This is a genomic window from Streptomyces sp. VRA16 Mangrove soil (assembly GCF_017377775.1).
Lineage (GTDB): Bacteria > Actinomycetota > Actinomycetes > Streptomycetales > Streptomycetaceae > Streptomyces.
In genome coordinates this window covers 21,204-43,841 of the sequence record NZ_JAFVLN010000021.1, presented here as the reverse complement: position 1 = coordinate 43,841, position 22,638 = coordinate 21,204, and the positions used below count along the sequence as shown (strand labels likewise).

The 22,638-nt window shown below is 69.5% G+C and carries 19 protein-coding genes; 7 read left to right on the top strand and 12 right to left on the bottom strand.

Annotation, left to right across the window (positions count from 1 at the left end):
- Nucleotides 1-42 precede the first annotated feature (42 nt).
- The 10 genes from J3486_RS38005 to J3486_RS37960 form a co-directional block, all read right to left on the bottom strand.
- On the bottom strand, nucleotides 43-1,680 hold the full coding sequence (locus J3486_RS38005; protein WP_207828446.1) for an ABC transporter substrate-binding protein: 1,638 nt from the start codon (nucleotides 1,678-1,680) through the stop codon (nucleotides 43-45).
- A gap of 144 nt (nucleotides 1,681-1,824) precedes the next feature.
- Entirely contained in the window at nucleotides 1,825-2,553 is a 729-nt protein-coding gene (locus J3486_RS38000) for a transporter substrate-binding domain-containing protein (RefSeq protein WP_207828444.1), read from the bottom strand.
- A 171-nt stretch (nucleotides 2,554-2,724) separates the two neighbouring features.
- A complete protein-coding gene (locus tag J3486_RS37995) occupies nucleotides 2,725-3,120 on the bottom strand; it encodes a VOC family protein (RefSeq protein ID WP_207828443.1) in 396 nt (131 codons plus the stop codon).
- Nucleotides 3,121-3,214: 94 nt separating this feature from the next.
- Nucleotides 3,215-4,363, bottom strand: a complete 1,149-nt coding sequence (locus tag J3486_RS37990; RefSeq protein ID WP_207828441.1) for an ABC transporter ATP-binding protein — start codon at nucleotides 4,361-4,363, stop codon at nucleotides 3,215-3,217.
- Nucleotides 4,356-5,414 (bottom strand): ABC transporter ATP-binding protein, encoded by a 1,059-nt coding sequence (locus J3486_RS37985; protein WP_207828440.1) that lies wholly within the window; start codon nucleotides 5,412-5,414, stop codon nucleotides 4,356-4,358. The genes J3486_RS37990 and J3486_RS37985 overlap by 8 nt, the downstream gene beginning before the upstream one ends.
- Before the next feature lie 11 nt (nucleotides 5,415-5,425).
- Entirely contained in the window at nucleotides 5,426-6,373 is a 948-nt protein-coding gene (locus J3486_RS37980; protein WP_207828439.1) for an ABC transporter permease, read from the bottom strand.
- Nucleotides 6,366-7,292: an ABC transporter permease gene (locus J3486_RS37975; protein ID WP_207828438.1), complete on the bottom strand. Its 927-nt coding sequence runs from the start codon at nucleotides 7,290-7,292 to the stop codon at nucleotides 6,366-6,368. The genes J3486_RS37980 and J3486_RS37975 overlap by 8 nt, the downstream gene beginning before the upstream one ends.
- Before the next feature lie 163 nt (nucleotides 7,293-7,455).
- Nucleotides 7,456-9,081, bottom strand: coding sequence for an ABC transporter substrate-binding protein (locus J3486_RS37970; protein ID WP_207828437.1), 1,626 nt, complete (start codon nucleotides 9,079-9,081; stop codon nucleotides 7,456-7,458).
- A 592-nt stretch (nucleotides 9,082-9,673) separates the two neighbouring features.
- Nucleotides 9,674-11,581: a translational GTPase TypA gene (typA, locus tag J3486_RS37965; RefSeq protein WP_207828436.1), complete on the bottom strand. Its 1,908-nt coding sequence runs from the start codon at nucleotides 11,579-11,581 to the stop codon at nucleotides 9,674-9,676.
- 396 nt (nucleotides 11,582-11,977) lie between these two features.
- Nucleotides 11,978-14,347 carry an ABC transporter family substrate-binding protein gene (locus J3486_RS37960; RefSeq protein WP_207828435.1) on the bottom strand — a complete coding sequence of 790 codons (2,370 nt, stop codon included), beginning with the start codon at nucleotides 14,345-14,347 and terminating at the stop codon, nucleotides 11,978-11,980.
- Nucleotides 14,348-14,770: 423 nt separating this feature from the next.
- Here J3486_RS37960 and J3486_RS37955 point away from each other — a divergent pair, with 423 nt between their 5' ends.
- The 4 genes from J3486_RS37955 to J3486_RS37940 are packed head-to-tail and all read left to right on the top strand — an operon-like array spanning nucleotide 14,771 to nucleotide 18,683.
- Complete coding sequence (locus tag J3486_RS37955) at nucleotides 14,771-15,055, top strand: hypothetical protein (RefSeq protein ID WP_207828434.1); 285 nt, start codon at nucleotides 14,771-14,773, stop codon at nucleotides 15,053-15,055.
- Between the two features lie 49 nt (nucleotides 15,056-15,104).
- Nucleotides 15,105-15,944, top strand: a complete 840-nt coding sequence (locus J3486_RS37950) for a hypothetical protein (RefSeq protein WP_207828433.1) — start codon at nucleotides 15,105-15,107, stop codon at nucleotides 15,942-15,944.
- Between the two features lie 16 nt (nucleotides 15,945-15,960).
- Nucleotides 15,961-17,892: a fumarate reductase/succinate dehydrogenase flavoprotein subunit gene (locus J3486_RS37945; RefSeq protein WP_207828432.1), complete on the top strand. Its 1,932-nt coding sequence runs from the start codon at nucleotides 15,961-15,963 to the stop codon at nucleotides 17,890-17,892.
- Nucleotides 17,889-18,683, top strand: a complete 795-nt coding sequence (locus J3486_RS37940; protein WP_207828431.1) for a succinate dehydrogenase/fumarate reductase iron-sulfur subunit — start codon at nucleotides 17,889-17,891, stop codon at nucleotides 18,681-18,683. Before J3486_RS37945 ends, J3486_RS37940 begins: the two co-directional genes overlap by 4 nt.
- A 31-nt stretch (nucleotides 18,684-18,714) precedes the next feature.
- Here the strand turns inward: J3486_RS37940 and J3486_RS37935 are convergent, their stop codons facing one another.
- Nucleotides 18,715-19,158 (bottom strand): hypothetical protein, encoded by a 444-nt coding sequence (locus tag J3486_RS37935; RefSeq protein ID WP_207828429.1) that lies wholly within the window; start codon nucleotides 19,156-19,158, stop codon nucleotides 18,715-18,717.
- Between J3486_RS37935 and J3486_RS37930 the strand changes: the two genes are divergently transcribed.
- The 3 genes from J3486_RS37930 to J3486_RS37920 all read left to right on the top strand — a co-directional run bounded on the left by J3486_RS37930 (nucleotide 19,157) and on the right by J3486_RS37920 (nucleotide 22,209).
- The gene (locus J3486_RS37930; RefSeq protein WP_229379253.1) at nucleotides 19,157-19,972 is read left to right on the top strand and encodes a phosphotransferase; all 816 of its coding nucleotides are present in this window, start codon (nucleotides 19,157-19,159) and stop codon (nucleotides 19,970-19,972) included. The genes J3486_RS37935 and J3486_RS37930 overlap by 2 nt on opposite strands.
- Nucleotides 19,973-20,021: 49 nt before the next feature.
- A complete protein-coding gene (locus tag J3486_RS37925) occupies nucleotides 20,022-21,116 on the top strand; it encodes a LacI family DNA-binding transcriptional regulator (protein ID WP_207828428.1) in 1,095 nt (364 codons plus the stop codon).
- A gap of 334 nt (nucleotides 21,117-21,450) precedes the next feature.
- Nucleotides 21,451-22,209 carry a GNAT family N-acetyltransferase gene (locus tag J3486_RS37920; protein ID WP_207828543.1) on the top strand — a complete coding sequence of 253 codons (759 nt, stop codon included), beginning with the start codon at nucleotides 21,451-21,453 and terminating at the stop codon, nucleotides 22,207-22,209.
- A gap of 12 nt (nucleotides 22,210-22,221) precedes the next feature.
- Here J3486_RS37920 and J3486_RS37915 read toward each other — a convergent pair whose 3' ends face one another.
- Nucleotides 22,222-22,560 carry a hypothetical protein gene (locus tag J3486_RS37915; protein WP_207828427.1) on the bottom strand — a complete coding sequence of 113 codons (339 nt, stop codon included), beginning with the start codon at nucleotides 22,558-22,560 and terminating at the stop codon, nucleotides 22,222-22,224.
- Between the last annotated feature and the right edge of the window lie 78 nt (nucleotides 22,561-22,638).

The following is a 22,638-nucleotide window of genomic DNA, read 5'->3' as shown; positions in this document are numbered from 1 at the left end:
GGCGGCCGGCCGGGGAGGGGCCGTGCCACCGCTCCCCTGGCGTCAGTTGACCTTGATCTCGTTGTAGACCGGGACGCTGAACGGGTTCAGCGCGACGTTGGAGACCTTGTCGGAGTAGCCGGCGCTGCCGTTCTGGTACCAGAGCGGAATGGCCGCCATGTTGTCCCGCACGACCTCCTGGGCCTGCTGGAACGTCTTGACCGCCGTGGCCTGGTCGGACTCGGCGTTGGCCTTGTCCACCAGGGAGTCGAACTCCTTGTTGGACCAGTGGCCGTCGTTGGACGAGGCGTTGGTGTAGTACAGCGGTTGCAGGAAGTTCTGGATGAGGGGGTAGTCCATCTGCCAGCCGGCGCGGAACGGGCCCGTCATCTTCTTGTTGGTGATCTTGTTGCGGAAGTCGGCGAAGGTGCCGGTGGGGCTGCCGACGCAGGCCTTGTCGTTGCCGAGGGCGTTGTTGATGGAGTTGCAGACGGCGTCCACCCACTCCTTGTGGCTGCCGGTGTCGGCGTTGTAGCCGATCTGCACCTGGCCGCCGGGGATGCCGCCGCCCTCCTGGACGAGCTTCTTGGCCTCGGTGGGGTTGTAGTCGCAGTACTGCCCGCACAGCCCTTCCTTGTAGCCGCCGTCCTTGCCGAGGACGGGCGAGGTCCAGTCGGTGGCCGGGGTGCGGGTCTTCTGGAAGATCGACTCGGTGATCTGCTTGCGGTTGATCGCCATCGACAGGCCCTTGCGCACCTTGTCGCTGTCGGCCTTGTTCCACGCCGGGTCGTAGAACGGGAAGGCGAGCGTCTGGATGATGCCGGCGGGCGTGTTGATGTAGCGGCCGTCGAGGTCGGAATCGACGTTCTGCAGCTGCGAGGCCGGGATGTCGTCGACGAGGTCGAGGTTGCCCGCCGTCAGGTCGGTGTAGGCCGTGTTGTTGTCGGTGTAGACCTTGAGGTCCACGCCCGCGTTCTGGGCCTTGTCGTCACCGGGGTACTCGTCCCACTTGCGCAGGGACATCTGGGAGCCCTTTTGGTACGACTTCACGGTGTACGGACCGTTGCCGACCGGCTTGCTGACGTAGGAGTCGTGGTCGTCGAAGAACACCTTCGGCAGCGGCGCGAAGGCCGCGTAGCCGAGCGTGTCCGGCCAGGTCGAGAACTTCTGGTTGAGCTTGACCGTGAAGGTGTTGTCGCCCGTGACCTTGAGGCCGGAGAGGGTGTCGGCGGTCTGCGCGCCCGAGTCCGGGTGGACCTTGTCGTAGCCCTCGATCTGGCCGAAGAAGTACGCGTTCTTCTGGTTGTTCTTCAGGCTCGCGCCGTAGTTCCAGGCGTCGACGAAGGACTTGGCGGTGATCTTCTCGCCGTTGGAGAAGGTCCAGCCCTTCTTCACCGTGATGGTGAAGTTCTGCGAATCGGACGTGTCGATCTTCTCGGCGAGCATGTCCTCGGCCTTGCCCGTCTTCGGGTTGTACCGCTTCAGGCCGCGGAAGATCATGTCCAGGACCTTGCCGCCCTGCACCTCGTTGGTGTTCGCCGGTTCGAGCGGATTCTGCGGGTCGCCCCAGGAGGAGCGCACGACCCCGGAGCCGTCACCACCGCCGCCGCCCCCGGAGTCGCCGCCGCCCCCGCAGGCCGTCGCCGCGAGGGCTACGGCCACCGCACCAGCGGCCCACTTGGCATGTGTGGCTCCACGCATGGAGTGCCTCCTCTGTACCGGTCACGTGACACGTACGCCCAAATATCTGCATATCGGGCGAATTCCGCACCTTGGGATCGGCCGTTCGGAGGCGGTACGGCTACGTCGGCGGGGCGGCCGGCGCCGGGTTCGGAGGCGGTAGGGCTACGCCGCTGGGGCGGCCAGCGCCGGGTCCTGTCCCGAGCGGCTCAGGGCCTGCGCGACGAACCCCGAGGCGACGAGTTCGGCGACCGTGTCGGTGAGGAAGCGCACCGTCTCCTCCCCGCGGCTGCGGGTCGTACCGACCGCCTGCCGGATGGTCATGAACGCGGGCTCGATCAGGCGCAGTCCCGGCCGGGCCGCGACGTGCTCGGTGAGGGGCTGGCGGATGCCCGCGCCGACCTCCAGCCGCTCGGCGTGGAAGACGTCCACGCCCTCGTCGCCCCGCACCACGGTGGCGTGCCGGAGCGTGCGCGTGAGGTAGAGGTCGTAGGCGGACCCCTGCTTCACCCCGATGCGCACTGCGTCGCGGTCCACGTCGGCGGGTGTGCGCAGCGCGGAGTCGACGGGTACCGCGTACACCCCTTCGATGTGCACGTACGGTGCCGTGAACGCCACCTCCGCCTCCCGCGCGGGCTCCACGGCCAGGAAGCAGAGATCGGCCCGGCCCGTCGCCATCGCCTCGTAGGACTTCCGGGCGGCGTCGAAGCACAGGAACTCCACGCCGAGCCCGAGCCGGCGCGCGATCTCCCGGGCGATCTCGACGGTCACTCCGGCCGGGGCGTCGGGGCTGCCCTGCGCGAGCACGGGGTTGCCGAGATTGATCGAGACACGCAGCGCTCCGGCGGGCGCGAGGTCGCGGGCTATGACGGCGAGGGATGCGGGGATGGTCATGCGCCGAGTCTAGAAAGACGCCGGACGCCTGCCGGGCCGGTGGGCCCGCGCCGAGGGACTCGGGGTGCCAGTGCGCGGGCCGTCAGAACGCCTGCCCGGCGCCGGGGTGCCGCCTTGCCCACCCTGCCGCCCCCGGCGGCAGACTGCCCAAGGCGGGGACGACCGGGGCGCTCACGGCTGCTTCTCGGTGTGCCGGACCAGGCAGAACGGGTGGCCTGCCGGGTCCGCGTACACGTGCCACGTGCGGCCGCCCGTCTCGGCGTCCAGGAGCGTTGCTCCCGCGGCGCGTGCGGAACGGCCGGCTTCCGCCAAGTCGCCCACCTGCACGTCGAGATGGAACTGTGCGGGGCGATGCGGGTCCGGCCAGGACGGGGGTGTGTACGGGGTGACGCGCTGGAAGCAGAGGATCTGGCCGGGGGCGACGTGCAGGGTCGACCAGTCGGCGCCGCAGGCCCAGCGGGGGTCGGGGCGGTTCACCTCGCCGCCGAGCAGGGTCGCGTAGAAGCGGGCCAGGGTGTGCGGGTCCGGGCAGTCCAGGACCGTGCACTGAAGGGTTCCGACGGGCACGGGCAACTCCCTTTCGGGGCGGGCGTGTTCAGTACGGACAAGAGCCGGTCACCGGGGCTGACCCCGGTGACCGGCTCTCATGATGCGGTGCGGATCAGGCCGCGTGCACGACGTCCTTCTCCTCCGCGAAGTGGCACGCCGACTCGTGCGCGGCCTGCGAGTCCGAGTCGCGGAAGCGCTCGGGGATCGCCAGGAGGGGGACCTCCGTCGCGCACTTGTCCTGCGCCTTCCAGCAGCGGGTGCGGAAGCGGCAGCCCGACGGCGGGTCGGCGGGCGAGGGCACGTCACCGGTGAGGATGATGCGCTCACGGCCCTCACGGGCGTCCGGGTCCGGAACCGGGACCGCGGAGAGCAGCGCCTGCGTGTAGGGGTGCGTCGGGTGGTCGTAGATCTGCGTGTCCGTGCCGATCTCGGCCATCTTGCCGAGGTACATGACACCGACCCGGTCCGAGATGTGCCGGACGATCGACAGGTCGTGCGCGATGAAGATGTAGGAGAGGTTGAACTCGTCCTGCAGCTTCTCCATCAGGTTGACGACCTGCGCCTGCACCGACACGTCGAGCGCGGAGACCGGCTCGTCGCAGATGATGATCTCGGGGTTCAGGGCCAGACCACGGGCGATGCCGATGCGCTGACGCTGACCGCCCGAGAACTGGTGCGGGTAGCGGTTGATGTACTCCGGGTTGAGACCGACGACCTCGAGGAGGTCCTGCACCTTGCGGCGCCGCTCGCCCTTCGGGGCCACCTCGGGGTGGATGTCGAAGGTCTCGCCGATGATGTCGGCGACCGTCATACGCGGGTTGAGCGAGGTGTACGGGTCCTGGAACACCATCTGGATGTTGCGGCGGACCGCCTTCAGCGCGCGCCCGGACAGCTTGGTGATGTCCTGGCCCTTGTAGAAGACCTCGCCCGCGGTGGCCGTCTCCAGGTTCATCAGGAGCTTGGCGACCGTGGACTTGCCACAGCCGGACTCGCCCACGATGCCCAGCGTCTCGCCCTGGTAGAGGTCGAAGGAGACCCCGTCCACGGCCTTGACCGCGCCGATCTGCTTCTTGAAGAGGATTCCCTGGGTGAGCGGGAAGTGCTTCTTCAGGTTGCGGACCTGGAGGATCGGCTCGCCGCGCTCGACCTGCTTGTCGAGCGCCGCGACCGCCGCGTCCTCGGTGGCCGCGGAGACGACCTCGACGTCGGTGACGTTCGGGGTGGCGTCCACAGCCTCGTCGTTCTTGTTCGTGTCAGCCATGGAGCGTCTCCTTCCAGAAGTGGCAGGCGCTGCGCCGGCCCTCCAGGCCGGTGCCGTCCTGCTCCGTCACACCGACGAGCGCGGGCACGTCCGTGCGGCAGATGTCCTGCGCCTTGGGGCAGCGCGGGTTGAACGCACAACCCGACGGCACCCGCAGCAGGTTGGGCGGCAGACCCTGGATCGCGTAGAGCTCCTGGCCCTTCTGGTCCAGGCGCGGGATCGAGTCCAGCAGGCCGCGGGTGTAGGGGTGCGCGGGGCGCTTGTAGAGCTCGTGGACGGGAGCCTGCTCCACGATCCGGCCCGCGTACATCACCGCGATCTTGTCGGCGACGTCCGCGACGACACCGAGGTCATGGGTGATCAGGATCAGGCCCATGTTGTACTCGCGCTGCAGCTCGGCGAGCAGGTCCATGACCTGCGCCTGGACCGTCACGTCGAGGGCCGTGGTCGGCTCGTCGGCGATGATCAGGTCCGGCTCCAGGGCGAGCGCCATCGCGATCATGATGCGCTGGCGCATACCGCCGGAGAACTGGTGCGGGTAGTCGTCGACGCGGGCCGCCGCGGCCGGGATCTTCACCCGGTCCATCAGCTCGATCGACTTGGCCCGCGCCTCCTTCTTGCTCAGGCCCTGGTGGACCCGGAACATCTCGCCGAGCTGGTAGCCGACGGTGAGGACCGGGTTGAGGGAGGAGAGCGCGTCCTGGAAGATCATCGCGATCTTCGCGCCGCGCAGCGCCCGCCGCTCGTCGGCCGACATCTTCAGCATGTCCTGCCCGCGGAAGCGGATCTCGCCCTGCGGGATCTTGGCCGGCGGCATGTCGAGGATGCCCATGATGGCCTGCGCCGTCACGGACTTGCCGGAGCCGGACTCGCCGAGCACGGCGAGGGTCTCGCCGGCGCTGACGCTGTAGTTGACGCCGTTGACGGCACGGACGATGCCGTCGCGGGTGTGGAACTCGACGTGCAGGTCGCGCACTTCGAGGAGCGGGCCGCCGTCGGCCCCGTCCTCACGCGGCGACGGCACGAATGCGGTCTGTTCGGTGGTGGTCACGTACGCCTCCCTCAGCGCTGCTTCGGGTCGAGGGCGTTGCGGACCGCCTCACCGAGCATGATGAACGCCAGCACGGTGATGCTGAGCATGATCGACGGGTACAGCATGATGTACTGCGCGACCCGGATCTGGTTCTGGCCGTCGGAGATGTCGTTGCCCCACGAGGCGCCGTCCAGGCCGAGGCCGAGGAAGGACAGCGTCGCCTCGGCGCCGATGTAGACACCGAGCGAGATGGTGGCGATGACGATCACCGGGGCGATCGCGTTCGGCAGCACGTGCCGGAAGAGGATCCGCGAGGTGCTGGCGCCCAGCGCCTTGGCGGCCTGCACGTAGTCCTGCGACTTGATGGTGATCACCGAACCGCGCATGACGCGCGCCGTCTGGGTCCAGCCGAGGAAGGTCAGGGCCAGGATGACGGTCGGGATCGACCGCTCGGTGAACGAGTTCAGCATGACCATCGTGCCGAGCAGGAACGGGATGCCGAAGAACATGTCCGTGATGCGGGAGAGCACCGCGTCGACCCAGCCGCCGAAGTAACCGGCGATCATGCCGATCAGACCACCGAAGATCGTCACGGCGAGCGTGGTGCCGCCGCCGACGAGCAGCGAGGCGCGGGTGCCGTAGATGGCACGGGCGTACACGCTGCGACCCTGGGCGTCGTAACCGAGCCAGTCGGCCGAGAAGATGTGGCCGTACTTCGGGTGCTGGAGGAAGTGCGCCGCCAGGTCCTTGTTCTCCGGGTCGGCGCTGGTGAACAGGCCGGGGAAGAACGCGATGATCAGCAGCAGCACGATCAGCAGCGACGAGACGATGAAGATCCAGTTGGTGCGCAGGTCGCGCCAGGCGTCCCCCCACAGGCTGCGGGGCTTCTCCTGCTTGGTGGGGGTCGGCAGCGACTGGCCGTCGGGGGCGACGGCCGTGGCCGCCTTCTCCGCGGAGGTCTTGGTCAGCTCAGGCATAACGGATCCTCGGGTCCAGAACCGCGTACAGCAGGTCGACGATCAGGCTGGTGAGGAGGTAGACGAGGACCAGGATGGTGACCAGGCCGACCAGCGTGGTGCCTTCACGACGGGAGATCGCGTCGGCGATGGTGCCGCCGACACCGTGGATGTTGAAGATGGACTCGGTGACGATCGCGCCGCCCATCAGCGCGCCCAGGTCGGTGCCGAGGAAGGTGACGACCGGGATCAGCGAGTTGCGCATCAGGTGGACACCGACGACGCGACGGCGCGGCAGGCCCTTGGCGACGGCCGTGCGCATGTAGTCGGCGCGCAGGTTCTCCGCGACCGAGGTTCGCGTCAGTCTCGCCACGTACGCGAGTGAGGCGCTGGCCAGCACGATGGCCGGTGTCAGCATCTGCCCGAGGTTGGTGTCGTCGTTCACCGACGGGGTGCCGCCCATGTTGCTGACGACCGTCTGCAGGATCAGGCCGAGCACGAAGACCGGCACCGAGATCAGCAGCAGCGTGAGCACCAGGATGATCGTGTCGGCGGCCTTGCCGGCACGCATGCCGGAGACCAGGCCGAGCACGATGCCGAGCGCGGCCTCGATGACGAACGCCAGGCCGGCCAGGCGCAGGGTCACCGGGAACGCGTCACCGAGGATGTCGGTGACCGGCCGGCCGCTGGCGATCTGGGAGCCGAAGTCGAAGTGAAGGACGATGCCCTTCATGTAGTCGAAGTACTGGACAAAGATCGGCTTGTCCAGGCCGTACTCGTGCCTCAGCGATCTCAGCACTGCCGGGTCCGCGCCCTTGTCCCCGAAGAGCCCGCGCACGGGGTCGCCGGGCAGCGCGTAGACCATCAGGAAGATCAGCAGAGTCGTCCCGATGAACACCGGGATCATCTGGAGCAGTCGTCGTGCGACATAGCGCCCCATCATGCCTCCATGTCAATCACAGCAGGGGCCCTTTTCGCCGTACGTGCACGGAACCAAGCCGTACATACAGTGAAAAGGGCCCCCCGGCCGAATATGGCCGCCGTCCTGTGCCGCCCGCACCGAGCGGGGTGCGGGCGGCAGGACGAGCGCTGTTCGTCAGCGGTTACTTCTTGACCTGAACGCCGGTCAGGATCGGGTCGCCGTCCTGGGCGTACTTGACGCCGGAGACCTTCTCCGAGTAGCCCGCGTTGACCTTGTAGTACCAGAGCGGGATGCTCGGCATGTAGTTCGGGAGCTGCTTCTCGATCTCCTGGTACAGCTTCTCCGACTCCTCGAGCGTCTTGGCGCTGTCCGCCTTGGTGATCAGCTCGTCGATCTTCTTGTTGGAGAAGCCACCCTGGTTACCGTCCGACTTGGTGCCGTACAGGTCCCGGATGAAGTTGGAGATGAAGGGGTAGTCGAGCACCCAGCCGGAGCGGTACAGGGACTTGACCTGCTTCGCGTCACGGGCGTTGGTGTCGGCCTGGAAGTCGGCCTTCGCGTCGCCCACGCACTTCACGCCGGTCGCCTTGGTGATGGAGCCACAGACGGCCTCCACCCACTCCTTGTGACCACCATCGGTGTTGTACTGGATGGAGATCTTGTTGCCCGGGACGCCGCCACCCTCCTTGATGAGGGCCTTGGCCTTCGCCGGGTCGAACTTGGTGACGTCGCCCGCGGCGTTGTCCGTGTAACCGAGCACGCCCTTGGCGACCCAGCCGGTGGCCGGCTCACGGGTGCCGTTGAGGACGGTCTTGGTGATGGTGTCGCGGTCGATCGCCATCGACAGGCCCTGGAGGACCTTCGGGTCGATGTCCTTCCACTGCTTGGTGTAGAAGGCCACGGCGATCGTCTGGATCGCGGAGTAGGACTGGTCGACCGCGCGGTCACCCAGGTCCTGCTTGTAGACCGGGAGGTCACGGGCGGCGATCTGACGCATGACGTCGAGGTTGCCGGACTTCAGGTCCTGGTACGCCGTCTCGAGCTTGGCGTAGTTCTTGAAGGTGACGCCACCGTTCTTGGCCTTGTTCGGACCCTGGTAGCCGGCGAACTTCTTGACCACGATCTGCTTCTTGTGGTCCCACTTGACGAACTTGTAGGGGCCGTTGCCGACCGGGTTCTCACCGGCCGCCTTCGGGTCCTTGTAGAAGGACTCCGGCAGCGGGTCGAAGACCTCGTAGCCGAGCTTGTAGGTGAAGTACGGGATCGCCTTCGAGAGCTTGATCGTGAAGGTGTTGTCGTCGACGACCTTCAGACCGGACATCGTGGTGGCCTTGGCCTTGCCCTTGGCCGGCGCGACGTCGTTGTAGCCCTCGATGTCCGAGAACCAGAAGCTGTTCGTCTGCTTGTTGGCGGGCTGCGCGGCCCAGTTCCAAGCCTTGACGTAGGACTCGGCGGTGACGGGGGTGCCGTCGTGGAACTTCCAGCCCGGCTTCAGCTTGACCGTGAAGGTCTGGTTGTCCGTGGTGTCGACCGACTGGGCGTTCACCATCTTGATGTTGCCCTCGGCGTCGTAGTCGACGAGACCCGAGAACAGCGACTTGATGACGATGCTGCCGTTGGACTCCATGGTGTTGGCGGGCTGCAGGGGGTTCTGCGGCTCACCCACCTCGACGGAGAACGTGCCGTTCGGGTCGACGGCGGCGTTGCTGTCCTTGCCGCTGTCGCTGTCGCTGCCACCGCACGCGGTCGCGGCGAGAGCGATGATCGCCGCGCCTGCGACCCACTTGGCGCTCTTGGCACCACGCATGGGTTCCTCCTCATGAGTCCACTTGTTCATCAGAAGGGGCACAGAGACATGACGCCGCCACCCCTGACGACGCGCATGAAGTGCCCCAGTGTGCTCGTGAGTCGGCGCTCCCCACAGCGCGTGACCCATTGACCCGAGCTCTACGCGGTCAACTATTAGCCACCGAAGCGGTCGCGACCACCGTCTAGAGGTCTCGGTTCGATCACACCTGGCGTGTACATCTCCTAAAATCCGGACAAACTGATCCGAGATAGATGACCGCGAAACGGACGTGTTACATATCTATCGACCGAAGGTCTCCGCATAGCGGACGCAAGGGTGAGATTAATGACTTGCGCTTGAACGGGACTTGATGCGTGATCGGTGACGCATCGCATCCGATGCCTGCACTCCGCGTGATCCCGCGCCCTCATCGCGCGTAGACCGCTCCTCAACCGCGTGCGGTCAGGGGGCAGATTAGCGGCAAGGTGGCCCCTGTGGCAGGCGTTCCGCTTCAGCGGTGCCAACTGGCACACGCCCGGCCGGAGTTGGCCGCACCGAACGCGCGAAGGCCGGCCCCCGCGTACGGGGGCCGGCCTCAGGAGCGCTGGGATCAGCTGTGCTTGGCGCGCGACGCGGAGCGGCCGCGCTCCTTCTGGTCCAGGACGACCTTGCGGATGCGGACGGCCTCCGGGGTCACCTCGACGCACTCGTCGTCGCGGCAGAACTCCAGGGACTGCTCCAGGGAGAGCTTGCGCGGCGGGACGATCGCCTCGAACGAGTCGGCCGACGAGGACCGCATGTTCGTGAGCTTCTTCTCCTTGGTGATGTTCACGTCCATGTCGTCGGCGCGCGAGTTCTCGCCGACGATCATGCCCTCGTACACCTCGGTGCCGGGTTCGGTGAACAGCACGCCGCGCTCCTGGAGGTTCGTCATCGCGAAGGCGGTGACGGCACCGGCGCGGTCGGCGACCAGCGAACCGTTGTTACGGGTCGTCAGCGTGCCGAACCACGGCTCGTGGCCCTCGTGGATGGAGTGCGCGATACCCGTACCGCGGGTGTTCGTCAGGAACTCCGTACGGAAGCCGATGAGGCCGCGCGACGGGACGACGAACTCCATGCGGACCCAGCCGGAGCCGTGGTTCGACATGTTGTCCATGCGGCCCTTGCGGACGCCCATGAGCTGCGTGACGGCGCCCATGTGCTCCTCGGGGACGTCGACGGTCAGGCGCTCGACGGGCTCGTGGACCTTGCCGTCGACCTCCTTGGTGACGACCTGCGGCTTGCCGATGGTCAGCTCGAAGCCCTCGCGGCGCATCTGCTCGACCAGGATGGCGAGCGCGAGCTCACCGCGGCCCTGGACCTCCCAGGCGTCGGGACGCTCGGTGTCGAGGACGCGGAGCGAGACGTTACCGATCAGCTCACGGTCCAGGCGGTCCTTGACCTGGCGGGCGGTGACCTTGCGGTCCTTGACGGCCGACTTGGCCTGGGCGCCCTTGCCGGTGCCGCCCCGGCCGACGAGCGGCGAGGTGTTGGTACCGATGGTCATGGAGATGGCCGGCTGGTCGACCGTGATCAGCGGCAGCGCGATCGGGTTCTCCGGGTCGGCCAGGGTCTCGCCGATCATGATGTCGGGGATACCGGCGACGGCGCAGATGTCACCGGGGCCGGCGACCTCGGCGGGCTTGCGGGTGAGCGCCTCGGTCATCAGCAGCTCGGTGATGCGGACGTTCGAGATCGTCCCGTCCCGCTTGATCCACGCGACGGTCTGGCCCTTGCGCAGCTCGCCCTGCTCGATGCGCAGGAGCGCGATACGGCCGAGGAAGTTGTCGGCGTCCAGGTTGGTGACGTGCGCCTGGAGGGGGGCCTCCTCGTCGTACGTCGGGGCCGGGACGTGCTCCAGGATCGTGGAGAAGAACGGCTCCAGGTTGTCGGAGTCCGCCGGAACCGTGCCGTTCTCCGGCTTGGTCAGCGACGCGATGCCGTCACGACCGCACGCGTAGACGATCGGGAACTCGATCTGCTCCTCGTCCGCGTCGAGGTCGAGGAAGAGGTCGTACGTCTCGTTGACGACCTCGTCGATGCGCGAGTCGGGGCGGTCCGTCTTGTTGATGCACAGGATGACGGGCAGGCGCTGCTGGAGCGCCTTGCGCAGCACGAAGCGGGTCTGCGGGAGCGGACCCTCGGAGGCGTCCACGAGCAGGACCACCGCGTCGACCATCGACAGACCACGCTCGACCTCGCCACCGAAGTCGGCGTGGCCCGGGGTGTCGATGATGTTGATCGTGATGACGTCGCCGCCATCCTTCGGGTGGTACTTGACCGCCGTGTTCTTGGCCAGGATCGTGATGCCCTTCTCACGCTCCAGGTCGTTCGAGTCCATCATGCGGTCGTCGAGCGACTCGGCGGCGTGCGCGGCGAACGAGCCGGCCTGCTTGAGCATGGCGTCGACGATGGTCGTCTTGCCGTGGTCGACGTGAGCGACGATGGCGACGTTACGGATGTCGTGGCGCGTGGCCATATTGCGGCGTACTCCCGGAATAGGTGACGGCTGCGCGTACACATATGTTCGCGCGCCCTGCCGGGCTGGACACGCCACGGCCTCACCCCATGGTACGTGGCTTGACGGGTGGGGGGCGCGTCAGGCCTTCAGGGGAGCGTGGGGGATGGGAAAAACCGCAGGTCAACGGGTAGAACGAACCTTGCCTGGCGGGCACCCCGGCGGGCAAGGGAGTTGAGCGGGATCTGAGCTTGGGATCTTCGTCGGGGGCCGCCGGCGCGGGCCGTCGGGGCCGCAGGCAGGGCCGGTGCGGGGCAGCGGCACGGGTACGCCCGGTGTGCTCGGTCCGATCATGAGGATCGGCACGAGCACACCGGGCGGGGTGGCCGACGTGAGCGGCCTCAGAGGTGCAGCGGTTCAGTCGTCCTTCGCCGAGGGGTTCTGGGACGGCTTCGCACCCGGCTTCAGGTAGCCGATGTCCTCGTAGTCCGGCTCCTGGAAACCGAAGGCTCCGGCGTTGGCCAGGTCCGGGCGGGCCGCGACGAGCTCCGGGCGCTGGTAGAGCGGGACGGAGCCGGCCGCCGCCCAGATGCGGGCGTCGGCCTCCTTCACCAGGGAGTGCTCCTCGTCCGCGTCGAGCTCGCCGATCGCCTGGTCGAAGAGCTGGTCGATGCGGTCGGTACCGACCCGGGTGTAGTTCTGCTCGACGGTGAGCGAACCGTCGGCGGCCGGGATCGGCTTGGCGTAGATGGGGCGGGCGTCGGTGGCGGGGTAGGCGGACGCGGGCCACGAGTAGAGCGCCAGGTCGTAGTCGCCGGAGGCGATGTGGTCCTTGAAGTAGCTCTCGTCGTCGACCTTCATGATGTCCGTGCGCACGCCGATCTTCTCCAGCATCCGCGAGATCCGGTCGGCGACCGAGCGCAGTTGCTCAGAGCCCGCGCCGGAGGGCAGCACGAAGCGGAGGGTGAGCGCCTTGCCGTCCTTGGCGAGCGGGCCCGCGGCGGCGCCGGCGGGGGCGGCGGCCGGGGCGGCCGTGCCCTTGGGGGCGTACGCGCCGGGCGCGCCGCCCTTCTTCTTCACGTACCGCTTGGCGTCGTTGCTGAGCCCCTCGGCCGCATGATCGTTTCCGTGCTTTTCGGCGTGGCCGTGCCGGGAGTGCTTGCGCTTCTCCTTGTCGGCCGTGCGCGTCTTCATGGCGTCGGCCTGGTGCAGCAGCGCGGTGTACTGGGCGGCGGCGAGGGGCCCGGGGCCGAACAGCGGGGGCGCGTCGGCGCCCGGCTTCTGGTCGTCGGCGGCGTTTGTGCCGTTCTTGTCGTCCTCGCCGACGATGTACGTACCGTCGCCGGAGTCCTCGGACTCGTTCTCGGAGTCGGCCTCGCTGCCGGCCGTCTTCGCCTTCTCCTTGGCCTTGTCCCTGGAGTTCTTCTCCAGCGGGCCGCCGGGCACCCAGCCCGCCTCGGCGAGCAGCGCCTGCGCCTGCTCGGTGTCCTGGTGGCCGAGCGCGCCGCTGCTGTCGGCGTACGCCTCCTGCCCGGCCAGCGCCAGGTGGCTGTCGACGGTGGTGACGGGCAGGCCGAGCGGCTTGAGCGCGAGCTCGGCCAGCTCGGTGCGGTCGATGGCGCGGGCCACGGCGCGGCGTACGCGCTCGTCGGCGAGGGGACCCTCGGCGCCGTTCAGCGCGAGCTGCGTGTAGGCCGGTTCGAGCGACTTGCGGACGACGAAGCCGCGCAGGCTCTGCTGTTCCTTCGCGTACTTCTTCACGGCCTTGCGGGTCTTCGCGCGGGCGTGGATCTCCGCCTCCGCTGCCTCCTCGTCGTCGCCGTGCACGATCGCCCAGGAGCGCAGCGCCCTGCCGGGGGTGAGGGCGGCGCCCGGACCGTGCGTGAGCGGGCCCGACGTGCCCGTGTCGCGGGCGGCGTACGCGATGCGGTCGGCGCCGCCGGTGTCCAGGCCGGCGAGGTCGAGCTTGCCCGCGGCCAGGGCGGCGGCCCGCTCGCCGCGCGGCACGGCGGTGAGCACCAGCTCGTCGAGCTTGGCGGGGCGGCCCCACCAGCGCGGGTTGCGCTTGAGGGAGACCGTCTTGGCGTCCCGGTCGATCGCGTCGATCGCGAACGGGCCCGCGGTGTTCTTCAGCTTGCGGCGGGCCCCGTCGTTGAAGTGGTCCGGGGTCCCCATGACGTCCTTGGGGTACAGCGGTGAGAAGAGAGCGCGCCAGTCCGCGTACGGCTTGGCGAACGTGACGCGGACCTCCAGGTCGTTCGCGCCGCGCTCGATCTTCTCGATGCGGTCGTAGCCGGCGTTGTGCGCGGTCCAGTACGCGTTGTCCTTGCCGGACAGGGCGCGCCACTGGGCGGCGAAGTCGGGGGCGCCGATCTCGCGGCCGTCACTCCAGACGGCCTGCTGGTTCAGCTTGTACAGCACGACCTGCTTGGGCTCGGTCTCGATGACCTGCGCCTTCTCCAGGTAGTCGGGGTCGGCCTGCGGGCGGCCCTGCGCGTCGAGTCGGAACATCGACGGGAGCACGGCGCCGGTGACCCGGCTCGTGGTCGCGTCGGCGTCGGCCTGGAAGACGTTGAGGGTCTGGGGCAGGGAGTCGACGGCCCAGCGCAGGGTGCCGCCGTCCTTGACCTGGTCGCGGGCGGCGGGTGCGATGTCCTGCCCGGCGGAGGGGCTGCTCGCGTCGTCGTCCGCGCCGCACCCGGCGAGCGCGGTCACGGCGAGCGCGCCGCTCACGAGAAACGCGGCTGAGCGCAGGGCTGCGCCTCGGCGCCTGGGGGTCTGGTGCATCTCGGAGCTACCTCCGGTACGGGCCGGTTGATCACTTTTGGCGGTATATGCGGTTGATCACATCTATCCGGCCTCGCGCGACGAGGTGCCCCGCGACACGTTTTCACCCCCCAGGAACCCCTCGTGCGGCCCAACCGTGGGGCCTGTCGGGGGGCGGGGCGCCCCTGAGACGCGCACCAGCGCATGCCTTCACAGGCGCGGGGCCGTGTCCGTCAGCGGCTGCGGCGCGGGGCGCGAGAAGCCCCACCGGACCCGCCCCCGCCGGACGCACCGCTCAAGGCACCCCCAGAGGGCGCAAACAGGGGGCGCACTCCCCCGCGCGCCCCCGGAATCCGCGCCGTTCCCTTCACAAACGGCAATGTGACGCGCGACACTCGCAGGCGCATGAGCATCTCCGCCGCACCAGCGGAAGCGAGGCAAGTCATGTCCCTGCACGACGACTTGGCGGCGGCCACCCGCTGCCTCGAAGACCTCACGCGCGCCGTCGGCCGACTGGAACCGCAGCTCGGAACCGGCCCCGACCTCAGGCGCGTACGGGCCGACACCGACCACCTGCGCGAGAGCCTGGCCCTGCTGCGCGAGTCCGCCGCGCAGGCCCCGCCACGCCGCCCCGACCTCGTGTCGATCCCCGACACCCCGTACGACCGCTCCCTGTGGACGGACTCGGACGACGAGGGGCTCGGCGCGCGGGACCGGCACGCCCCGTGAACCGCCGCATCCCCCGAGCACGCCCCTGACCCTTCGAGCGGAGGCTTCGTTGGCCACCGGCACGGAACCGACCAGTACCGAACCCCATACCGAGAGCGGCACCGGCGTCCGCGGCCGGACCCGTGCCGCGATCAGCGCGTCCCATCTGCGCACGGACCGCTGGTGGCTGGCCCCGGCGGCGACCGCCGCGGGCCTGTTCGCCTTCGTCGTCTACTCGACGTGGCGGGCCTTCGCGAACGCGGACTACTACGCGGCCCCGTACGTGTCCCCGTTCTACTCGCCGTGCCTCGCCGACAACTGCGCCCCGATGCGGCACGGCCCCAACTGGGAGCTCTTCGGCAGCTGGTGGGGCCTGTCCCCCGCGCTGCTCATCCTGATCTTCCCGCTGGGCTTCCGGCTGACCTGCTACTACTACCGCAAGGCCTACTACCGCGGCTTCTGGGCGTCGCCGCCGGCCTGCGCGGTGGCCGAGCCGCACAAGAAGTACAGCGGTGAGACGCGGTTCCCGCTGATCCTGCAGAACATCCACCGGTACTTCTTCTACGCGGCCGTGCTCGTCGCCTGCATCCTGACCTACGACACCGTGCTCTCGTTCCGCGACGAGAACTACGAGTGGGGTCACATGGGCCTGGGCACCCTGGTCTTCCTGCTCAACATCGTGCTGATCTGGACGTACACGATCTCCTGCCACTCCTGCCGGCACATCGTGGGCGGCCGTCTCAAGCACTTCTCGAAACGCCCCGTGCGCTACCGCCTCTGGGGCTGGGTGGGCAAACTGAATGCCCGTCACATGCTGCTCGCCTGGGCGTCGTTGGTGAGCGTGGCGCTCGCCGACTTCTATGTGTACCTGGTCGCGTCCGGCGCCTTCGACGATCCGCGCTTCTTCTAATGGTTGGGGCCTTCTGATGTCTGTAGTGGAGCGACAGCAGTGGGATGTTGTCGTGGTGGGCGCCGGTGGCGCCGGGCTCCGGGCCGCGATCGAGGCGCGCGAGCAGGGTGCTCGTACGGCCGTGATCTGCAAGTCCCTGTTCGGCAAGGCCCACACGGTGATGGCGGAGGGCGGCATCGCGGCCGCCATGGGCAACGTGAACTCCGGCGACAACTGGCAGGTCCACTTCCGCGACACGATGCGCGGCGGCAAGTTCCTCAACCAGTGGCGGATGGCGGAGCTGCACGCGAAGGAGGCCCCGGACCGGGTCTGGGAGCTGGAGACCTGGGGCGCGCTCTTCGACCGCACGCGGGACGGGCGGATCTCGCAGCGCAACTTCGGCGGGCACGAGTACCCGCGACTCGCGCACGTCGGCGACCGTACGGGCCTGGAGCTGATCCGCACGCTCCAGCAGAAGATCGTCCAGCTCCAGCAGCAGGACTACGAGGAGACCGGCGACTACGAGGCGAACCTGAAGGTCTTTCAGGAGTGCACGGTCACCCGGGTGTTGAAGGACGACGACGGGAAGGTGTCGGGGACCTTCTGCTACGAGCGGGAGAGCGGGCGCTTCTTCGTCATCGAGGCGCCCGGCGTCGTCCTCGCGACCGGCGGCATCGGCAAGTCCTTCAAGGTGACGTCGAACTCGTGGGAGTACACCGGTGACGGGCACGCGCTGGCGCTGCTGGCCGGGGCTCCGCTGCTGAACATGGAGTTCGTGCAGTTCCACCCGACGGGGATGGTCTGGCCGCCGTCGGTGAAGGGCATCCTCGTCACGGAGTCGGTGCGCGGCGACGGCGGGGTGCTCAAGAACTCCGAGGGCAAGCGGTTCATGTTCGACTACATCCCGGACGTGTTCAAGGAGAAGTACGCCGAGTCGGAGGCCGAGGGCGACCGCTGGTACGAGGACCCCGACCACAACCGGCGCCCTCCTGAACTGCTGCCGCGCGACGAGGTGGCGCGGGCCATCAACGCCGAGGTGAAGGCGGGTCGCGGCTCCCCGCACGGCGGCGTCTTCCTCGACGTGTCGTCCCGGATGCCGGCCGAGGTCATCCGGCGCCGGCTGCCGTCCATGTACCACCAGTTCAAGGAGCTGGCGGACGTCGACATCACGGCCGAGGCGATGGAGGTCGGGCCGACCTGCCACTACGTGATGGGCGGCATCGCCGTCGACTCGGACTCGGCGGCGGCGCGCGGGGTGCCGGGGCTGTTCGCGGCCGGGGAGGTCGCGGGCGGCATGCACGGCTCGAACCGACTCGGCGGCAACTCGCTCTCCGACCTGCTGGTGTTCGGGCGGCGCGCCGGGCTGCACGCGGCCGCGTACGCGCAGGGCCTCACGGCCCGCCCCGAGGTACCCGGGCCGCAGATCGACACGGCGGCCGCGGAGGCGCTGCGCCCGTTCTCGGCCGAGGGCCAGGAGGACGGGGCGGTCCCCGAGAACCCGTACACGCTCCACCAGGAGCTCCAGCAGACGATGAACGACCTGGTCGGCATCATCCGCCGCGAGCACGAGATGGAGGAGGCGCTGCGCAAACTCGCCGATCTGCGGGTGCGGGCGCGGCGGGCCGGGGTCGAGGGGCACCGGCAGTTCAACCCCGGCTGGCACCTCTCCCTCGACCTGCGCAACATGCTGCTGGTCAGCGAGTGCATCGCGCGGGCCGCCCTGGAGCGCACCGAGTCGCGCGGCGGCCACACCCGGGAGGACTTCGCGGCGATGGACCGCACCTGGCGCCGGATGAACCTGCTGTGCCAACTCCGGGACCCCACCGGGGGGTTGGCGGCCACCGATCCGGTGCGCGGCCAGATCAGCCTCGTACGCGAGGAGACCGAACCCATCCGCCCGGACCTGCTCGCCCTCTTCGAGAAGGAGGAGCTGGTCAAGTACCTTGCCGAAGAGGAGCTGTTCGAGTGAGCGCGACGTCGAGCGCGAATGCGAGCGCGTATGACGCGCACTTCAGGGTGTGGCGGGGGGATGTCGACGGCGGCGGCCTGGAGGACTTCGAGGTCGAGGTGAACGAGGGCGAGGTCGTCCTCGACATCATCCACCGGCTGCAGGCGACCCAGGCCCCGGACCTGGCGGTCCGGTGGAACTGCAAGGCGGGCAAGTGCGGTTCGTGCTCCGCCGAGGTCAACGGTCGGCCGCGGCTGATGTGCATGACGCGGATGTCGGTCTTCGACCGCGCCGACACGATCACGGTGACGCCGCTGCGCGCGTTCCCTGTCGTGCGGGATCTCGTCACGGACGTCGGCTTCAACTACACGAAGGCGCGCGAGGTCCCGGCGTTCGTGCCGCCCGAGGGGGTCGGGCCCGGCGAGTACCGGATGATGCAGGAGGACGTGGACCGCTCGCAGGAGTTCCGCAAGTGCATCGAGTGCTTCCTGTGCCAGGACACCTGCCATGTGGTGCGCGACCACGAGGAGAACAAGACGGCGTTCGCGGGCCCGCGCTTCCTGATGCGCGTCGCCGAACTGGACATGCATCCGCTCGACGCCGCCGCGGACTCGGGCCTCGACCGCAAGGCCACCGCCCAGGAGGAGCACGGACTCGGCTACTGCAACATCACCAAGTGCTGCACGGAGGTCTGCCCCGAGGGCATCAAGATCACGGACAATGCGCTGATTCCCTTGAAGGAAAGGGCCGTCGACCGCAAGTACGACCCGCTGGTGTGGCTGGGGAACAGGATCAGGCGGCGGCCCTCCTGACCGGCAGGGCCGCCGCCGGGTCCCGGCCGCCTCAGGTCCGGGGGTGCGGGGCGCCCTCGGCGAAGAGGCTCTCCGCGTCGGTCGCGCTCACCGCCAGATCCAGCCACTGGTGCAGCACGTCGAGGTCGGTGCAGGACAGGATGCGCTCGCGCCGGGCGTCGGCGAGCGGAATCCCTCGCCGCTCCAGCACCCGGACGACGGCCTCGGCCAGCCCCACGGCTTCACCTTCGACCTGCCCCTCGGCTTTCCCCTCGGCTTTCCCCTCGGCCTTCCCCTCGGCCTTCCCCTCAAGGTAAGCCTCCTCGCGGAAGCTGCCCCGGCCCGGGAAGTACGTGATGACGCTCATCGTCTCTCTCCATGTCGATCCGGCAGGGGTGTCCCCGAGGCCGATGTCCAGCAGTTCGATGTAGTACTGGGCGGTCTTGTCGTCGGTCGCCCTCAGCGCGGGCCAGTGCTCGTGGGACGCTGTGACCATGACGGGAAGCTATGCGCGCGGCGAGCGGCCGGGCAGCGCCATGGGCCACGTTCACTCGATCGATGAACTCGCCGACGCCCGAGACCAGTTGGCGACTGCCGACCACCTCCCGCTCCTGGGCTCAGGCCGCACCGCCGACGTCTACGCCCTCGACGATGCCTGGGTGCTGCGCCGCTGCCGCGAGGGGTGGGACACCCGCGGTGAGGCCACGTTCATGACGTACGTGCGTGAGCACGGTTTCCCAGCGCCGCGCGTGCGCCCCGACGCCGGGCTCGCCCCCGGCGACCTGGTCATGGAGCGGCTGCACGGCCCGACGCAGGCCGAGGCGGCGGCGCGCGGCGATCTCTCCCCGGCGGACGCGGGGCACGAACTGGCCGCGCTGCTGCGGCAGTTGCACGCGATACCGCCGCGCCCCCACGGTCACGTACTCCATCTCGACCTGCACCCCGAGAACGTCATCCGCACCGCGCACGGCCCGGTCGTCATCGACTGGTCCAACGCCGAGGAAGGGGCGCCCGCCCTGGACTGGGCGATGTCGGCGCTGATCCTGGCGGAGGTCGCCGTGGACCCGGGGCGGGCGGAGGCGCCGGCGGTACGGGTCGCGCTCACCGCACTGCTGACCGACCCGCCGCCCGGACTGGCCCCCGCCCTCGACGAGGCCCTCGCCCGGCGCACCGCCAATCCGACGCTCGGCGCCGGGGAGAAGCGGCGGCTCGGCGGGGCCGTGGAGCTGGTGCGGGCCTCGCACCAGGGCGTGTGCGACCGGGGCACGGGGGCAGCCCTTGCCCCCTCCGCCCCTCCCGACCTAGGGTGAATGCGCTTTCATTCCTGCCGTCCACTTCACGCACTCGGGGGTCCACCCAGTGAGCACAGCCCCCACGGTGTACGACGTCGCCGAGCGTTCGGGCGTCTCCATCGCCACCGTCTCGCGGGTCTACCGCAACCCCGACTCGGTCCGCGCGCAGACCCGTGAGCGGGTACTGGCCAGCGCCCGCGAGCTCGGGTACGTACCCAGTGGGAACGCGCGAGGGCTCGCCAGCCGCTCCACCGGCGTGCTCGGGCTGTGCTTCCCGGACTACTCCGACCCGGACGCCGAGTCCGAGGCGGAGACCGGCGCGGGGGACGAGGCCGACGACGACGCGGCGATGCTCTACTCCGACCAGATCATCCGCGGCATGGAGCGCGCCGCGCGCCGCCACGGGTACGCGCTGCTGATCGCCGCGTCCCTGAAGGGCGGGCCGGAGAGCCTGGTGGCGAAGGTCGCGGGACGGGTCGACGGGTTCGCCGTGCTCGCCCGCACCGTGCCGACCGAGGACCTGGACGTGATCTCGCGGCGTCAGCCGGTCGTGATGCTGGCGGGGCCGCGCGAATCGGACGACCTCGACCACCTGGACCACATCGAGGCGGCCAACACCGACGGCCAGCGCGAACTGACCCGGCACCTGATCGAGGACCACGGCCTGCGCCGCCTCGCCTACATCGGCGCCCAGGAGTCCCCCGACGTGGACGCCCGTTTCCGCGGCTACGCCGAGGCGTGCCGCGCGGCCGGTGTCCCGGTCTCCGGCGAGCCGGATCTGCGGGTCGCGATCATGACGCAGGCCGAGGGCGCCCGCGCCGCCGACACCCTCCTGGACCGGCCGGGCGAACGCCCCGAGGCGCTGCTGTTCGCCAACGACCAGATGGCGGTCGGCGCCCTGCACACCCTGGAGCGCCGGGGTGTGCGCGTCCCCGAGGACATCGCCGTCACCGGCTTCGACGGCATCGCGCTGAGCCGTCTGGTGCGCCCCGCGCTCACCACCGTCCGCCAGCCGATGCGGCGGATGGGCGAGGAGGCGGTGGAACTGCTGGTGCGCCGGCTCACCGGGCAGCAGGACAAGCAGCCCGTGTCGATGATGCTGCCGGTGACGGTGGCACGCCGGGAGAGCTGCGGCTGCGCGCGGGGCGCCTCCCGCGCTTAGAGCCTGTGTCTGAGAACCCCCCTCAGGGCCTGTGTCTGAGCCCCCCCTCAGAGCCTGTGTCTGAAAACCCCCTTGGAGCCTGTGCCTGAAAACCCCCGCCGTCCGCCCGGAGGGCGGGCGCAGCGGCGTCCGGTGCGTGCGATCGGCGTGCGGGCCGGGCGTCGGGGCGCGGACGAGGGGTGCGGACGGGGGCAGACGAGCGGCGCAGACGGAGGCAGCCGAGGGGGGCCGACGAGGGGCGCAGACAAAGGCTGTCGACCGGATGCGCCCGCCCGCTGCTCTCCCGCACGATGGCGCCATGCGCCAGCGCCCCTCCCCCAGCCTCCTGACCGCCATGGAGCGCAACCTCGCCGAGCACGCCTGCCATCTGCACCGGGGCCTGCCCGGGGCGCGGGTCGTGGACTCCGGTGATCTGCTCGTCGCCGACAGCGGTCTGCCCGACGACACGTTCAACATCGTGGCCGCGGCCCGTTTCGGAGCCGACGACGCCGATCGGCGCATCGCCGAGACGGTGCGGGAGGTGCGCGGCACGGAGCGCCCGTTCTCCTGGTGGGCGGGGCCGGCCTCCGCCCCGGCGGACCTTGCCGAGCGACTCACCGCGGCCGGGCTCACCGCCTCCGAGCGGGAGAGCGCCATGTGGGCCCGGCTCGACGACGAGCTGCCCGCGCCGGACGCGCCGGGCCTCGACATCCGCCCGGTGACGACCGTGTCCGAACTCGCCGACTACGCGGCCGTCCTGGCCGCCAACTGGGACCCGCCCGCCGCCACGGTCGTCCGCTTCTACGCCGATGCCGCCCCGCAGGCGTTGGCCCCGGGCTGCCCGGCCCGCTTCCTGGTCGGACACGTGGCGGGCCGCCCGGTCTGCTCGGCCGAGGTCTTCGACCACGCGGGCGTCGCCGGCATCTACAACATCAGCACCCTCGCCGGTGAGCGCCGCCGCGGCTACGGCGGTGCGATGACCCTGGCGGCCCTGCGCACGGCCCGCTCCCTGGGCCGCACCGTCGCGGTCCTCCAGGCGTCGCAGGAGGGCGAACCGGTGTACCGGCGGCTGGGGTTCGAGGCGTGCGGCCACTTCACGGAGTACGCGATCTGAGCGCCTCCCGGGCTACGTCCACGCGACGGCGACGACGACCGCGGCCGCCGTGAGGGTTCCCACGGTGAAGAAGGGCCACGCCTGCTTGTTGCGCATGCCGAGCAGCGCGGCCACCGCGATGAGGACGTCGAGGCCCAGCTTCACGCCCATCTTCGCGTGGTCCACCGGCAGATCGAGGGAGAGCCTGGTCCAAATGAGCCCGGCACCGGTGACCAGCTGCACCACGGTGCTGGTCGCCATGTAGCCACTGGTCACCAGGTCCTTTCCGCGCAGCTGGTAGAAGAGCCCGCCCATGATCGCGGCGAAGCCGAAGAGGTGGAAGACGAGGAAGGTGTGTCTGAGGATCTCCATGGCGATGATCTTCCTTTGAGGCGGGGCGAGTTGGAGGGCGGACGGGGGATCCGGGGGATCCGGGGGATCCGGGGGATC